General features: G+C 69.4%; 13 protein-coding genes. 9 read left to right on the forward strand and 4 right to left on the reverse strand.

Features of this window, described 5'->3' with window-relative positions; genetic code table 11:
* Positions 1–59: 59 nt before the first annotated feature.
* Genes desA through CP976_RS16195 form a run of 4 tightly spaced genes read left to right on the forward strand, consistent with a single transcriptional unit; the run spans position 60 to position 5,074 of the window.
* Positions 60–1,502, forward strand: coding sequence for a lysine decarboxylase DesA (desA, locus tag CP976_RS16180; RefSeq protein WP_150481010.1), 1,443 nt, complete (start codon positions 60–62; stop codon positions 1,500–1,502).
* Complete coding sequence (locus tag CP976_RS16185) at positions 1,486–2,763, forward strand: lysine N(6)-hydroxylase/L-ornithine N(5)-oxygenase family protein (RefSeq protein WP_150481011.1); 1,278 nt, start codon at positions 1,486–1,488, stop codon at positions 2,761–2,763. The genes desA and CP976_RS16185 overlap by 17 nt, the downstream gene beginning before the upstream one ends.
* A complete protein-coding gene (locus CP976_RS16190; protein WP_150481012.1) occupies positions 2,760–3,308 on the forward strand; it encodes a GNAT family N-acetyltransferase in 549 nt (182 codons plus the stop codon). Before CP976_RS16185 ends, CP976_RS16190 begins: the two co-directional genes overlap by 4 nt.
* Positions 3,305–5,074 (forward strand): IucA/IucC family protein, encoded by a 1,770-nt coding sequence (locus CP976_RS16195; RefSeq protein ID WP_150481013.1) that lies wholly within the window; start codon positions 3,305–3,307, stop codon positions 5,072–5,074. Before CP976_RS16190 ends, CP976_RS16195 begins: the two co-directional genes overlap by 4 nt.
* 107 nt (positions 5,075–5,181) lie before the next feature.
* On the opposite strand, the gene CP976_RS16200 is transcribed toward CP976_RS16195, so the two are convergent.
* Positions 5,182–6,771: a beta-N-acetylhexosaminidase gene (locus CP976_RS16200; RefSeq protein WP_280117467.1), complete on the reverse strand. Its 1,590-nt coding sequence runs from the start codon at positions 6,769–6,771 to the stop codon at positions 5,182–5,184.
* A gap of 95 nt (positions 6,772–6,866) precedes the next feature.
* On the opposite strand from CP976_RS16200, the gene CP976_RS16205 reads away from it, so the two are divergent.
* A complete protein-coding gene (locus tag CP976_RS16205; RefSeq protein ID WP_150481014.1) occupies positions 6,867–7,751 on the forward strand; it encodes a DUF4429 domain-containing protein in 885 nt (294 codons plus the stop codon).
* 12 nt (positions 7,752–7,763) lie between these two features.
* On the opposite strand, the gene CP976_RS16210 is transcribed toward CP976_RS16205, so the two are convergent.
* Positions 7,764–9,329, reverse strand: a complete 1,566-nt coding sequence (locus CP976_RS16210) for a purple acid phosphatase family protein (RefSeq protein ID WP_190146813.1) — start codon at positions 9,327–9,329, stop codon at positions 7,764–7,766.
* A gap of 186 nt (positions 9,330–9,515) precedes the next feature.
* Between CP976_RS16210 and CP976_RS16215 the strand changes: the two genes are divergently transcribed.
* Together CP976_RS16215 and glmS are read left to right on the forward strand one after the other, a co-directional pair.
* Positions 9,516–9,773: a hypothetical protein gene (locus CP976_RS16215; RefSeq protein ID WP_031114246.1), complete on the forward strand. Its 258-nt coding sequence runs from the start codon at positions 9,516–9,518 to the stop codon at positions 9,771–9,773.
* A 12-nt stretch (positions 9,774–9,785) separates the two neighbouring features.
* On the forward strand, positions 9,786–11,603 hold the full coding sequence (gene glmS / locus CP976_RS16220) for a glutamine--fructose-6-phosphate transaminase (isomerizing) (RefSeq protein WP_150481016.1): 1,818 nt from the start codon (positions 9,786–9,788) through the stop codon (positions 11,601–11,603).
* A gap of 179 nt (positions 11,604–11,782) precedes the next feature.
* On the opposite strand, the gene CP976_RS16225 is transcribed toward glmS, so the two are convergent.
* Together CP976_RS16225 and CP976_RS16230 are read right to left on the reverse strand one after the other, a co-directional pair.
* Complete coding sequence (locus CP976_RS16225) at positions 11,783–12,343, reverse strand: GPR1/FUN34/YaaH family transporter (protein WP_150481017.1); 561 nt, start codon at positions 12,341–12,343, stop codon at positions 11,783–11,785.
* 134 nt (positions 12,344–12,477) lie between these two features.
* Positions 12,478–13,005, reverse strand: coding sequence for a universal stress protein (locus CP976_RS16230; RefSeq protein WP_086855635.1), 528 nt, complete (start codon positions 13,003–13,005; stop codon positions 12,478–12,480).
* A 305-nt stretch (positions 13,006–13,310) separates the two neighbouring features.
* On the opposite strand from CP976_RS16230, the gene CP976_RS16235 reads away from it, so the two are divergent.
* On the forward strand, positions 13,311–13,643 hold the full coding sequence (locus tag CP976_RS16235) for a hypothetical protein (protein ID WP_150481018.1): 333 nt from the start codon (positions 13,311–13,313) through the stop codon (positions 13,641–13,643).
* A 377-nt stretch (positions 13,644–14,020) separates the two neighbouring features.
* Positions 14,021–15,310: a helix-turn-helix domain-containing protein gene (locus CP976_RS16240; protein WP_150481019.1), complete on the forward strand. Its 1,290-nt coding sequence runs from the start codon at positions 14,021–14,023 to the stop codon at positions 15,308–15,310.
* Positions 15,311–15,341: the final 31 nt, after the last annotated feature.

Here is a 15,341-nt window from a genome sequence, read left to right on the forward strand (position 1 = left end):
ACCCGCGGTTCAGCCCGCCCCTGTCCCGCACCGGACTGTCCCCACCGGAGGACCCCCACATGCGCTCGCACCTGCTCAACGACACCACCGCGGAGCAGTACCGCCGCTCCGTGACCGACGGAGTCGAGCGGGTGGCCGCCAAACTCGCCACCACCGAACGGCCGTTCACCGGCGTCACCGTCGACGCCCTCGCTCCCGCCATCGACGCGATCGACCTCGACAAGCCGCTGCACGACACCGCCGCGGTGCTCGACGAACTGGAGGACGTCTACCTCCGGGACGCGGTCTACTTCCACCACCCCCGCTACCTGGCCCACCTCAACTGCCCGGTCGTGATCCCTGCCGTGCTCGGCGAGGCCGTCCTGTCCGCCGTGAACTCCTCCCTGGACACCTGGGACCAGTCGGCCGGCGGCACGCTGATCGAGCGCAAACTGATCGACTGGACGAACGAGCGCATCGGCCTCGGCCCCGCCGCCGACGGCGTGTTCACCTCCGGCGGCACCCAGTCCAACCTCCAGGCGCTGCTGCTCGCGCGCGAGGAGGCCAAGACCGACACGCTGGCCAAACTGCGGATCTTCGCCTCCGAGGTCAGCCACTTCAGCGTGAAGAAGTCCGCGAAGCTGCTCGGGCTCGGCCAGGACGCCGTGGTCTCCATACCCGTCGACCACGACAAGCGCATGCAGACCGTCGCCCTCGCCCGCGAGCTGGAGCGCTGCAAGCAGGACGGCCTCGTCCCCATGGCCGTCGTCGCCACCGCCGGCACCACCGACTTCGGCTCCATCGACCCGCTGCCTGAGATCGCCGAGCTGTGCGAGCAGTTCGGCACCTGGATGCACGTCGACGCCGCCTACGGCTGCGGGCTACTCGCCTCCCTGAAGCACCGGGACCGGCTGAACGGCATCGAGCGCGCCGACTCCGTCACCGTGGACTACCACAAGTCCTTCTTCCAGCCGGTGAGTTCGTCCGCCGTGCTGGTCCGCGACGCGGCCACGCTCCGGCACGCCACCTACCACGCCGAGTACCTGAACCCGCGCCGCATGGTGGAGGAACGTATCCCCAACCAGGTGGACAAGTCCCTCCAGACCACCCGCCGCTTCGACGCCCTCAAGCTGTGGATGACGCTGAGGACCATGGGCGCCGACGGCATCGGGCAGCTCTTCGACGAGGTGTGCGAGCTGGCCCGGGAGGGCTGGAAACTGCTCGCCGGCGACCCGCGCTTCGACGTCGTCGTGGAGCCCAGCCTCTCCACCCTCGTCTTCCGCTACATCCCTGCGGCCGTCACCGACCCCGCCGAGATCGACCGCGCCAACCTCTACGCCCGCAAGGCCCTGTTCGCCTCCGGCGACGCCATCATCGCGGGCACCAAGGTCGGCGCCCGTCACTACCTGAAGTTCACCCTGCTCAACCCCGAGACGCAGGCGTCCGACATCGCCGCCGTCCTCGATCTGATCGCCGGCCACGCCGAGCAGTACCTGGGAGAGTCCCTTGACCGCGCGTCCTGAAAACCCGACCAAGACCCACGACTTCGTGGGCATCGGGCTCGGCCCCTTCAACCTCGGCCTGGCCTGCCTCACCGAGCCCATCGACGAACTCGACGGCGTCTTCCTGGAGTCGAAGCCCGACTTCGAGTGGCACGCGGGCATGTTCCTCGACGGCGCCCACCTCCAGACGCCGTTCATGTCGGACCTGGTCACCCTCGCCGACCCGACCTCCCCGTACTCCTTCCTGAACTACCTGAAGGAGAAGGGCAGACTGTACTCGTTCTACATCCGCGAGAACTTCTACCCGCTGCGGGTCGAGTACGACGACTACTGCCGCTGGGCCGCGAACCAGCTGCGCAGCATCCGCTTCAACACGACGGTGACGGAAGTCCGGTACGAGGACGACGTCTACCTCGTGCACACGGAGGCCGGAGACGTCTTCCGCGCCCGGCACCTCGTCCTCGGCACGGGCACCCCGCCCCACATCCCCGAGGCCTGCGAGAACCTGGGCGGCGACTTCATCCACAACTCCCGCTACCTGAGCCACAAGGCGGAGCTCCAGAAGAAGGACTCGATCACTCTCGTCGGCTCGGGCCAGTCGGCCGCCGAGATCTACTACGACCTGCTCAGCGAGATCGACGTCCACGGCTACCGGCTGAACTGGGTCACCCGCTCCCCGCGCTTCTTCCCGCTGGAGTACACCAAGCTCACGCTGGAGATGACGTCGCCGGAGTACGTCGACTACTTCCGCGAGCTGCCCGAGGCCACCCGCTACCGCCTCACGGCCGAGCAAAAGGGCCTGTTCAAGGGCATCGACGGCGACCTGATCAACGAGATCTTCGACCTGCTCTACCAGAAGAACCTCGGCGGTCCCGTGCCCACGCGCCTGCTCACCAACTCCTCGCTGACCAGCGCGGCGTACGAGAACGGCACGTACACGCTCGGCTTCCGCCAGGAGGAGCAGCAGAAGGACTTCGAGCTGACCTCCGAGGGCCTGGTCCTGGCCACCGGCTACCGGTACGCCGAGCCGGAGTTCCTCAAGCCCGTGCGGGACCGCCTGGTCTACGACTCCCGGGGCAACTTCGACGTCGCCCGCAACTACGCCGTCGACGTCACCGGCCGGGGCATCTTCCTCCAGAACGCCGGCGTCCACACCCACAGCATCACCAGCCCCGACCTGGGCATGGGCCCGTACCGGAACGCGTACATCATCCGCGAGCTGCTCGGCACCGAGTACTACCCGGTGGAGAAGACGATCGCGTTCCAGGAGTTCTCCGTATGAGCACCACCGGCATCGGCACGTTCACCATCCGCCCGCTCGACCCCCTGAAGGACGCCGAGCTGCTGCACTCCTGGGTCACCCACCCCAAGGCGGCCTACTGGATGATGCAGGACGCGAATCTCCCGGACGTCGAGCGCGAGTACATGCGCATCGCCGCGCACGAGCACCACCACGCCTACCTCGGCCTGCACGAGGGCCGGCCGGCGTTCCTGATGGAGAAGTACGACCCCCGGTACGTCGAGCTGACCGGGCTGTACGACCCCGAGCCCGGCGACGTCGGCATGCACTTCCTCGTCGCGCCGACCGACCGGCCGATCCACGGCTTCACCCGGGCCGTCATCACCGCCGTGATGGACGAGCTGTTCGCCGACCCGCGCACCCGGCGGGTCGTGGTGGAGCCCGACGTGAGCAACAAGGCCGTGCACGCGCTGAACGAGGCCGTCGGCTTCGTGCCCGTCCGTGAGATCGACAAGCCGGAGAAGCGCGCGCTGCTGAGCTTCTGCACGCGCGATCAGTTCGTGGCCGCCCGAGGAGTAGCCGTATGACCCTGTCCGACGCCGTAGCGCATCTGTCCCCCCACCGCTGGGCGCGGGCCAACCGCCTCCTGATCCGCAAGGCACTCGCCGAGTTCGCGCACGAGCGCCTGATCACCCCCGAGCAGGACGGGGACGGTTACGTCGTCCGCAGCGACGACGGCCAGACCCGGTACACCTTCACGGCCACGGTCCGCGCCCTCGACCACTGGCAGGTCGACGCCGACTCGATCGCCCGCCACCGTGACGGCGCCGAACTCCCGCTCGCCGCCCTGGACTTCTTCATCGAGTTGCAGAAGTCCCTGGGCCTGAGCGACGACATCCTGCCCGTCTACCTGGAGGAGATCTCCTCCACCCTCTCGGGCACCTGCTACAAGCTCACCAAGCCGAAGACGACGGCCGCCGAGCTGGCACGCGGCGACTTCCAGGCCATCGAGACCGGCATGACCGAGGGCCACCCCTGCTTCGTGGCCAACAACGGCCGGCTCGGCTTCGGCATCCACGAGTACCTGTCGTACGCGCCGGAGACGGCGAGCCCGGTCCGCCTGGTGTGGCTGGCCGCCCACCGCTCGCGGGCCGCCTTCACGGCCGGTGTCGGCATCGAGTACGAGTCGTTCCTGCGCGAGGAGCTGGGCGAGGAGACCGTCGAGCGCTTCCACGGCGTCCTGCGCGACCAGGACCTGGACCCGGCCGACTACCTCCTCATCCCCGTCCACCCCTGGCAGTGGTGGAACAAACTCACCGTCACCTTCGCCGCCGAGGTCGCCCGGGGGTACCTGGTCTGCCTGGGCGAGGGCGACGACGAGTACCTGGCCCAGCAGTCCATCCGGACGTTCTTCAACCGGTCCAGCCCCGAGAAGCACTATGTGAAGACGGCCCTGTCCGTCATCAACATGGGCTTCATGCGCGGGCTGTCGGCCGCGTACATGGAGGCCACCCCCGCGATCAACGACTGGCTGGCCCAGCTCATCGACAACGACGAGGTCCTGAAGTCGACCGGCCTGTCGATCATCCGGGAGCGCGCCGCCGTCGGCTACCGGCACCTGGAGTACGAGCAGGCGACGGACCGCTACTCGCCGTACCGCAAGATGCTCGCCGCGCTGTGGCGGGAGAGCCCGGTGCCGTCCCTGAAGGACGGCGAGTCCCTGGCCACCATGGCCTCGCTGGTCCATGTCGACCACCAGGGAGCGTCCGTCGCGGGCGCGCTGATCGAGCAATCGGGCCTCACCCCGAAGGAGTGGCTGCGCCACTACCTCCGCGCGTACTTCACGCCCCTCCTGCACAGCTTCTACGCCTACGACCTGGTCTTCATGCCGCACGGCGAGAACGTCATCCTCGTGCTGAAGGACGGCGTCGTGCAGCGGGCGATCTACAAGGACATCGCCGAGGAGATCGCCGTCATGGACCCGGACGCGGTGCTGCCGCCGACGGTGGAGCGGCTGCGCGTGGAGGTCCCGGAAGACAAGAAACTCCTGTCGGTTTTCACGGACGTCTTCGACTGCTTCTTCCGCTTCCTCGCGGCGAACCTCGCCTCCGAGGGCATCCTGGAGGAGGACGACTTCTGGCGCACGGTCGCGGAGGTCACCCGCGAGTACCAGGAGTCGATGCCCGGACTGGCGGACAAGTTCAAGCAGTACGACATGTTCGCCCCCGAGTTCGCGCTGTCCTGCCTCAACCGCCTCCAACTGCGCAACAACGAACAGATGGTGGACCTGTCGGACCCGTCCGGCGCCCTCCAACTGGTCGGCACCCTCAAGAACCCGATCGCGGAGTTCTGACCCACAGACAGACGAGCACCCCGGAGTACGGTCCTCCGGGGTGCCCGTCGTTTCTTTTCAGGGGCGCGGGGAACTGCGCGACAAGCCCCCACGCACCCGCAGACGAATCACGGCCCGTCAGAACCCCACGGCACCTGCGGCGACCTGTAATAGCCGATGCCCAGGACGTCCCACCGCTCAGCCTGCGCAGCAAGCCGCACCTTGTACCGCTCCCAGTCGTGAGAAGCCGCCGACGACCACCCCAACTCGGCAACCCCCGGCAACCGCGGAAACGCCATGTACTCGATGTGCTCGGAGTCCTCGAGGGTCTCCGACCACATCGGCGCCTCCACCCCCCGCACAGCCCCGGCCGGCACCCCGGCCAGATACGCCCCCGGATCCCAGTCGTAGGACCGCCGCACCTCGACATACCCCGCCCAGGACAGCCCCAGCGGCGTGTCCTTCGTGTACTTCATGTCGAGATACACCCGGTCGGCCGGAGACAGGATCAGCCCCGTCCCGCTCTGCGCGGCCTTCACCACCTGCGCCTTCTCCTCGGCGCTGGTGCTGTCCAGCCCCCAGTACTGGGCGAGAGCCCCCTTCGCCGGAGTCGCCCCGGTGAGCTGGTGCCAGCCGACCACCGTCTTGCCGTACTTCGCGACGACCGGCTGCACCCGGTCCATGAACTCGACGTAGTCCTCGTGGCTGGTGGAGTGCGCCTCGTCGCCCCCGATGTGGAGGTACTTGCCGGGCGTGAGCGCGGCCAGTTCACGGATCACGTCGTCCACGAAGTCGTACGTGATCTCCTTGCCGACGCAGAGCGAGCTGAAGCCGACGTCGGTGCCGGTGTACAGCGGGGGTGCCACGCCGTCGCAGTTCAGTTCGGCGTAGGAGGCGAGGGCCGCGTTGGTGTGGCCCGGCATGTCTATCTCCGGGACGACTTCCAGGTAGCGGGAGCCGGCGTACCGCACGATCTCCTTGTACTGGGCCTTCGTGTAGTAGCCGCCGGGACCGCCGCCGACCTCGGTGGAGCCGCCGTAGGTCGCCAGGCGCGGCCAGGAGTCGACGGCGATGCGCCAGCCCTGGTCGTCGCTGAGGTGCAGATGCAGCTTGTTGATCTTGTAGAGGGCGAGCTGGTCGATGTAGCGCTTGACCTGGTCGACGGTGAAGAAGTGCCGGGAGACGTCGAGCATGGCGCCGCGCCAGCCGTAGCGCGGGCTGTCCGTGATGGTGCCGCCGGCGACCAGCCAGGGGCCGGGCTGGACGGTGTCCTTCTCGACGGCCGCGGGGAGGAGCTGGCGCAGGGTCTGCACGCCGTGGAAGAGGCCGGCGGGCCCGGCCGCGGTGAGGGTGACGCCCTTGCGGCCACTGTCGAGGCGGTAGCCCTCGGCGCCGAAGGGGCCCTTGGCGAGGCGCAGTCGGATGCCCCCGGCGCCGCGGTCGGTGATGGGGAGGCGGTAGCCGGTGGAGGGCCGCAGCACGGCCGCGAGGTACTCGGCGACGCGCCGCGCCGCCCGCGAGCCGTCGACGTGGATGTGCGTGCCGCGGGTGATGCGGTACGGGGAGCCGCCCGGGGCGACGGAAGCGGGCGCGGGTATCACGCGGTCGAGCGGGGTGGGCGATGCCGCCTGTGCGGGGGCGGCGCCCGTCATGGAGACGCCCATCGCGAGCAGCAGCAGGGAACCGAGGAGGCGAAGCGTTCTGTGGTGCGGTCTCACACGGCCATCTCTCACAAGCGTGTCCCTTCCATGAGCCGTTGAGCTCCAAGAGGTCTGGACCACTCTCTCGTGAGACTGGTGGAACAATCCACCCCATGGCGGAAATCATCCAGAAGGACGGCACATGGGCCTTCGACGGCGACGCCCTGCGGCTGACCCCCGGGCGGGACAAGAACGTCAGTCTGCTGCGCAGGGAGCTGGGTGAACTGGTCGTCCCGCTGGGGGCGTTGGCGGGGATCTCCTTCGAGCAGGGCAAGAAGGCGGGGCGGCTCAGGCTCCGCCTGCGCGACGGCGCCGACCCGCTGCTGCACGCCACGGGCGGCCGGCTCACCGAGCCCCACGACCCCTACCAGCTGATCGTGGAGTCCGACCGCTACGGCGTCGCCGAGTACTTCACGGACGAGGTCCGCAACGCGCTGCTCCTGGACCAGGTGCCGGGCGAACCGGTGGACGCGTACCTGCTGCCGGGCCCCTCCGTCCCCCTGTCGGTCTCCGCCGGAGACGGCACCGCCGGCTTCGACGGTGAGCGCATACGCCTGGAGTGGAACTGGAAGACGGAGGACGCCAAGGCCGCCGCCGGTGCCCGCACGCTCTCGCTCACCGACATCACGGGCGTGGAGTGGCAGCCGGCGGCCGGCCTGGAGAACGGCTACCTCCGCTTCACCGTAAGGAACGCGCCGACCAAGGCCCCGCCCAAGTACGACCCCAACGCGGTGGAACTGTGGGGCTTCAAGAAGGACCCGCTGATGGCGCTGGTCGCGGCGGCGGTCCAGGCCAGGCTTCCGCACCCGGCCCGGGCCGCCGCCGGCGACGAGCCGGACGCGCGACCGGAACTGCCTTCTCCTCCGGTCACGTCCGCCGAGGACGATCACGACGCCCTGCTGCGCCGCCTGCGCGAGCTCGGTGAGCTGCACCGCACAGGCGTGCTGACGGACGACGAGTTCGCGCTGGCCAAGCAGGCGATCCTCAAGCGGATGTAGCAGCTTGGGGCGCTACTTCGCCCGGCGCGCCACCGTGAAGTGGTCCACCTGCTCCCCGGTCTCGGCGATGCCGCGCACGGTGAGCGTGGCCAGGCGTCCCCTCGGCGCGGGGGTGACGTCCACGCGCAGGAAGGAGTAGTCGAGGTAACGCACCCGCGACCAGGTGACGGTCTCGTTCTGCTTGCCGCCCTTGACGTTGACGAACGAGGGCACGGAGTCCACGTCGTGCTCGTTGCCCTCGTACGACAGCGGGGCGCTGAACGCGTAGAGGCTGCGGCCCGCCGCACCGGCCGTCACGTACACCACGCCGTCGGTCTCGGGGTAGGCCGTGCCACCGATCGGGAGCTTCCTGGTGACCTCGCCGTCCTTGATGACGTCGGTGCGCTCGTACTGGTGGTTGTGGCCGTTGACGACCAGGTCCACGGTGTACTTCTCGAACAGCGGCACCCACTCCTGCCGGACCCCGCCCTCGGAGGCGTGCGAGGTGGAGGTGCAGTAGGCGCAGTGGTGGAAGAACACGACGATGAAGTCGATGTCGCGCGCGGCCCGGTACTTCTTGAGCTGAGCCTCCAGCCACTTGGTCTGGGTGCCGCCGGAGATGCCCAGGTTGGCCGGGATCTCGAAGGAGATGTCGTTGGCGTCGAGCGAGATGACGGCCGTGTTGCCGTAGGCGAAGGAGTAGACGCCCGGGAGGTTCTTCCGGTCGGGGCCGTTGTCCGGGAGGGTCCAGCGGGCCTCCTCGCCGCCGTAGCCGTTGGGCGCGTACCAGGCCTCCATGTCGTGGTTGCCGTAGGCGGGCATCCACGGGACGGACTTGGCGACGGACTCGGTCTGGGCGAGGAACTGGTCCCACACGCGCGAGTCGAAGCCGGTGTCGTCGGTCCTGCCCTGGCCGGCCGGGTCGCCGTAGGCGATGTCGCCGGCGTGCAGGTGGAAGGCCGGGTTCTGGCCGAGGAGCAGGCTGTTGTTGGCGAGCGCGTGGTAGCTGACGCCCTCGTCACCGAAGGCCGTGAAGGTGAAGGGCGCCTTGTGCGCGGGGGCGGTGGTGAAGGTACCGAGGGTGCCCAGCAGGTGCGGTTCGGCCGGGTCGAAGCCCTGGTGGCCGACGCCGTAGTAGTACGTCCGGCCCGGGCGCAGATGGGTCAGCCGGGCGTGGACGTAGTACTGGGTGTGGTTGCCGCTCGCGCCGACACCGGCGGGCGTGAAGAGGGTGCGGACCTCGGCGTCGATCTTCCGGGAGAGGTCCGTGGGGTGGGCGCCGATCCGGATGAACGGCTTCTTGACGGCGACCGGGACCTGCCAGGAGACGGTCATCTCCGTGCGCGGGTCGGTGCCGTAGGCGAGGTGGCGGCCGAAGGGGGCGACGAAGGCGCCGTCGACGGTCTCGGTCGCGGAAGCGGTGCGGGCGGTCGGAACGGCCGCCTGGGCGGTGGCGCCCGGCACGAAGGCGCCACCCACGACGGCACCGAGCGTGACGGCGCCGCCTCTGATCATCGAGCGCCGGGAGAACCTGGCGCGCAGGTACTCGTGCTGCTCGGCCATACTCATGTGCTCGGCGAGCCGCTCGGGTACGCCCATACGAGGAATGTCCATGGCGTCCAAAAATCGACGCCTCGGGCAACGGGATACAGGCCACCCGGTGGACGCGCCACGAACAAGCGCTCATGACGGGTTCAACCTTCTCCCAAAGAAACCCCATGGCGATGTGCCCGAAACCGGGCAGAATTCTTGCGAAAGCGCCGCCGGTGCTCCAGGATCTACCGGGTGCACGACGAACTCGTTGATCATCTGACGCGGTCCACGCCCCTCAGCCGGGGCGAGGCGCTGCGTGTGATCCAGGACGTGCTCGCCTATTTCGACGAGACGACCGAGGAGTACGTCCGTCGCCGCCACCGCGAGCTCCAGGCCCAGGGCCTGGTGAACGCGGCGATCTTCGAGCGGATCGAGGCGGATCTCAAATACCGCGCGGTGGCACCGCCGGAGCTCTCGCTCCGGCAGCTGCGGCGCATCGTCTACGGCTAGGAATGCGTATATATGTGCGGAATCGTCGGCTACATCGGGAAGCGTGACGTCGCTCCCCTCCTGCTGGAAGGCCTCCAGCGCCTGGAGTACCGCGGGTACGACTCCGCGGGCGTCGTCATCACGTCCCCGAAGGCCTCCGGCCTGAAGATGGTCAAGGCCAAGGGCCGCGTCCGCGATCTGGAGGCCAAGGTCCCGGCCCGCTTCAAGGGCACGACCGGCATCGCCCACACCCGCTGGGCCACCCACGGCGCCCCCTCCGACGTCAACGCCCACCCGCACCTGGACGCCGAGGGCAAGGTCGCCGTCGTCCACAACGGCATCATCGACAACGCCTCCGACCTGCGCCGCAAGCTGGAGGCGGACGGCGTCGAGTTCCTCTCCGAGACCGACACCGAGGTCCTCACCCACCTCATCGCCCGCTCGCAGGCCACCAAGCTGGAGGACAAGGTCCGCGAGACCCTCCGGCTCATCGAGGGCACCTACGGCATCGCCGTGCTGCACGCCGACTTCCCCGACCGGATCGTCGTCGCCCGCAACGGCTCCCCGGTCGTCCTCGGCATCGGCGAGAAGGAGATGTTCGTCGCCTCGGACATCGCCGCGCTGGTCGCCCACACCCGCCAGATAGTCACGCTGGACGACGGCGAGATGGCCACCCTGAAGGCCGACGACTTCCGCACGTACACGACGGAGGGCACCCGCACCACCGCCGAGCCCACCACCGTCGAGTGGGAGGCCGCCTCGTACGACATGGGCGGCCACGACACCTACATGCACAAGGAGATCCACGAGCAGGCCGACGCCGTGGACCGCGTGCTGCGCGGCCGCATCGACGACCGCTTCTCCACCGTGCACCTGGGCGGCCTCAACCTCGACGCCCGCGAGGCCCGCCGGATCCGCCGTGTGAAGATCCTCGGCTGCGGCACCTCGTACCACGCGGGCATGATCGGCGCCCAGATGATCGAGGAGCTGGCCCGCATCCCCGCCGACGCCGAGCCGGCCTCGGAGTTCCGCTACCGCAACGCGGTGGTCGACCCCGACACCCTCTACGTCGCGGTCTCCCAGTCCGGCGAGACCTACGACGTCCTGGCCGCCGTGCAGGAGCTGAAGCGCAAGGGCGCACGGGTCCTGGGCGTGGTGAACGTGGTCGGCTCCGCGATCGCCCGCGAGGCCGACGGCGGCATCTACGTCCACGCGGGCCCGGAGGTCTGCGTGGTCTCCACCAAGTGCTTCACCAACACCACGGTCGCCTTCGCGCTCCTCGCCCTCCACCTGGGGCGCACCCGCGACCTGTCGGTCCGCGACGGCAAGCGGATCATCGAGGGCCTGCGCAAGCTGCCCGCCCAGATCGCCGAGATCATGGAGCACGAGGAGGACGTCAAGAAGCTGGCCCTCCAGTTCGCCGAGGCCCGCTCGATGCTCTTCATCGGCCGCGTGCGGGGCTACCCGGTGGCCCGCGAGGCCTCCCTGAAGCTCAAGGAGGTCTCCTACATCCACGCCGAGGCCTACCCCGCCTCCGAGCTCAAGCACGGCCCCCTGGCCCTGATCGAGCCCGCGCTCCCCACGGTCGCGATCGTCCCCGACGACGACCTCCTGGAGAAGAACCGCGCCGCCCTGGAGGAGATCAAGGCCCGCAGCGGCAAGATCCTCGCGGTGGCCCACCAGCACCAGGAGAAGGCCGACGAAACCATCCTCGTCCCGAAGAACGAGGACGAACTCGACCCCATCCTGATGGGCATCCCCCTCCAACTCCTCGCCTACCACACGGCCCTGGCCCTGGGCAGGGACATCGACAAGCCGAGGAACCTGGCCAAGTCAGTAACGGTTGAGTAGAGGCCCTCTTTTCAGGGGCGCGGGGCTGTATCGATTTGCGGCTCCGCCGCGTGGGCGCGAACAACCCCCACACACCCGCACAGGCCACTCGAAGAACACGGACCCCCACGCGCTGCCGCCAAGCACGGGGGGGTCCGTTTTCATCGCCGGGAAGCCGCCCAACTCCCCAGCCGGCGCAGCTAACCGGTGGCCGTCACTCCCCGGCCGGCAGCGCGTCGCGGAAGCGCCGTGGGCCAGTGCGCGAGCGCCGCGGTGGCCGCGTACCACGCCACCGCCCCGGCGGCCACGGCGAACCACCCGCCCACCTTGGCGAACCCGTCGTTTCCGGCGAACTCGGCGATCGCCATGAGCAACAGGGCGACGAAGAACAGCCCGTGGACCACCTGACCGAGCTGCTCCCCACCCGCAAGCGTCAGAGACAGCACCACGAGGGCGAACAACAGCAGGAAGAACCCTGCCTCGTTGCCGGAAATACCCGCCGACACGGCCCACGTGAACCACAGCGCCCCGAGCACCGAGAACGCCGTCCCGCCGGCGGAGTCCCCGCCCCGCAGGGCCATCAGCCCGGCGGCGAAGAGGGCGATGCCGCCCACGTACCGGGCGATTGACACGGCGTCAGCAGCCGACACCCCGTCGATCACGGCGGTATGCCCCAGCCCGAAGGCCAACAGGGTGATTCCCAGGGCGAGTCGACCGGCCACGGTGGTCATTCCGCTTCCCGCGGAGACGTCTTTGTCCACGGCGGGCTCCCTTCGTGCATGTGCAGTTGTGCGGTGTTCCGTATATGCCCTTCACAAGGGCACAAACACCTCTACGTGCGAGTAGATTTACGCACCGCACAGGAGCGGCAAGGGAGTTGGCACTCAGGGAATACTCAGGGAATGACGATGACGGGCCGCTTCGCCCGCTTGGCGAGCCGCCCGGCGACGGAACCGAAGATCCGCCCGACGAGGCCATGGGTCGACCCGACCACGATCGCGTCGGCCTCGTACTCCCGGCCGACCTCTTCGAGTTCGTGGCAGATGTCACCGCCGCGCTCGACCAGGATCCAGGGCACCTCGGCGAGGTAGTCCGCACAGGCCAGTTCAAGACCGAGCACCTCGGTCCGGTGGTCCGGCACGTCCACGAAAACGGGCGGTTCGCAGCCGGCCCACACGGTGGTCGGCAGCCGGTTGGCGACGTGGACGATGATCAGGCCCGACCCGGAGCGATGGGCCATGCCGATCGCGTACGCCAGGGCGCGCTCACTGGACGTGGAGCCGTCGAAGCCGACGACGACCCCGTGCTTGAATGCGGGGTCGCAGGAGTGGCGTGGCTCTTCCGCCGCCAGGGGCTCGGCCGCCGTGGGATCGGCGACGGGCCGCTTGCGGTCCGCGGGTTCGAAGAATTCGTGACCGGCCATGGCTGTCTCGGCGTTGTGATCCTTATATGGGGGACAACAGTGTGCGGCGGAGCTGTGTCCGGGAATGGTCTTCCCACCCCCATACCCTCAAGGGTACGGCGGCACGCCTCCTTAGCCCAGATCCCGCTCACGGTGCGTGCGGGTTCCAGGGAGCATGCACGAGGCACCGCCCGTAACGCAATGGTTGCTGCCCTGTACAGGCGGTTTGCACAGGATTCACTTACCCGTGGGGGTGATCCGGTCGCACAGTGACCGGATCACCGGCCACGCGTTGAACCCCGTGAGTCACGCCACAGGGAGCACGCATGCCCGGACCTCGCCCCGCCTCCGAGGCGGACCGCGCGGCCCCGCCGTCGCGGGACACCGCGACGGATGTGGTCCGCTGGGCGGCCTTCAGCTGCCTGCTCGTCCCGGTCGTGCTCCTGGGGTACGGCGCCTCCCTGGCCGGCGCCGCCGGCACGGCCCTCGGGCTCGCGGCCGTCACGGGCGCCTGCCGGGTCCTGCTGCGCCAGTCCGAGCGCGGCGCGGCCCGGCTGGCGGCCGAGGACCGGGCACCCCACCGGGGCCGGCACCACCGCACCGGAACGGGGTCGCACCGTGGCGGACGGCACACTGGCGGGGATACACCGGTCGGCTGACCGGTTTCCGCGCACGCGCACGCTGCTTTTCAGCCAACTTCTCACACCCCTGCCGACCCCTCCCCGACAGCCCCCCAACCCCCGTTCGACCTGCACGGAAAGGGCCTCAGGGGTGCCGCGCACCCTACGCGGATTGGCCACTGCGACAAGGCGCACTTCCCTGCACGCCCCACGAGTGCAACGCTTCGTGATCGAATGCTTCACGCCAAGTTGCCAAGTCGACAATGTGCCGAGTGCCGATCCGGCCACTGCGGCGCAACGGGACACAGTAGATTCGATCTTGACTGTCTACGGCGGGGGACTCGTGCAGGACCGAGGGGAAACGTGCAGGAGCGACACAACCGAGGAGCCGCGACCACCGAGGGGGGCTTAGCAGTATGAGCCACGACTCCACTGCCGCGCCGGAAGCCGCGGCCCGGAAGCTTTCCGGGCGACGTCGCAAGGAGATCGTCGCGGTGCTGCTGTTCAGCGGCGGCCCCATCTTCGAGAGTTCCATACCGTTGTCGGTGTTCGGGATCGACCGCCAGGACGCCGGCGTTCCGCGCTACCGACTACTGGTGTGCGGCGGCGAGGACGGCCCACTGCGGACCACAGGGGGCCTCGAACTCAGCGCACCACATGGCCTGGAAGCGATCTCGCGCGCGGGTACGGTCGTCGTACCGGCCTGGCGTTCGATCACTTCTCCGCCACCGGACGACGCGCTCGACGCGCTGCGCCGGGCACACGAGGAGGGCGCCCGCATCGTCGGGCTGTGCACCGGCGCCTTCGTCCTCGCGGCGGCGGGCCTGCTGGACGGCCGGCCCGCGACGACACACTGGATGTACGCGCCGACGCTGGCGAAGCGCTATCCGTCGGTGCACGTCGATCCACGCGAGCTGTTCGTGGACGACGGCGACGTGCTGACCTCGGCCGGCACGGCCGCGGGCATCGACCTGTGCCTGCACATCGTGCGCACGGACCACGGCAACGAGGCGGCAGGGGCCCTTGCCCGGCGCCTCGTCGTGCCCCCGCGCCGAAGCGGCGGTCAGGAGCGCTACCTCGACAGGTCTTTACCAGAGGAGATCGGCGCCGACCCGCTCGCCGAGGTCGTCGCCTGGGCGCTGGAGCACCTCCACGAACAGTTCGACGTGGAGACGCTGGCGGCACGCGCGTACATGAGCCGTCGTACGTTCGACCGCCGCTTCCGCTCCCTGACCGGGAGTGCCCCGTTGCAGTGGCTGATCACGCAGCGGGTGCTCCAGGCGCAGCGCCTGCTGGAGACGTCGGACTACTCGGTGGACGAGGTGGCCGGGCGCTGCGGCTTCCGGTCGCCGGTCGCCCTGCGCGGGCACTTCCGCCGCCAGCTGGGCTCGTCGCCGGCCGCGTACCGGGCGGCGTACCGCGCCCGTCGCCCCCAGGGCGAGCGGCCGCAGGACACCGAGGCCGCCCAGGGCGGACCGGGGTCCGGCATGCCGGGCCACGGGGGGCACCCCGGCCAGCAGGGCCAGCCACCGGCCTCGCTGCACCCGGAGCATCCCGTCCCGCTCCAGTCCCGCCGTACGGCGGCGGCGAGCGCGGTCGGATCGTCCCCCGCCATGTCCGCGTCGGCGTCGGCCGGGTCGGACAACGGCCGGGAGGCGTACGTGCCGAGCCGGGCGAGTCTGCCGGGGCAGCGCAGCGCGACATGAGGTGACGTGAGCCGTTGACCGGGCCCGTGCG

It is taken from the genome of Streptomyces coeruleorubidus (genome assembly GCF_008705135.1).
GTDB classification, from domain to species: Bacteria; Actinomycetota; Actinomycetes; order Streptomycetales; family Streptomycetaceae; genus Streptomyces; species Streptomyces coeruleofuscus.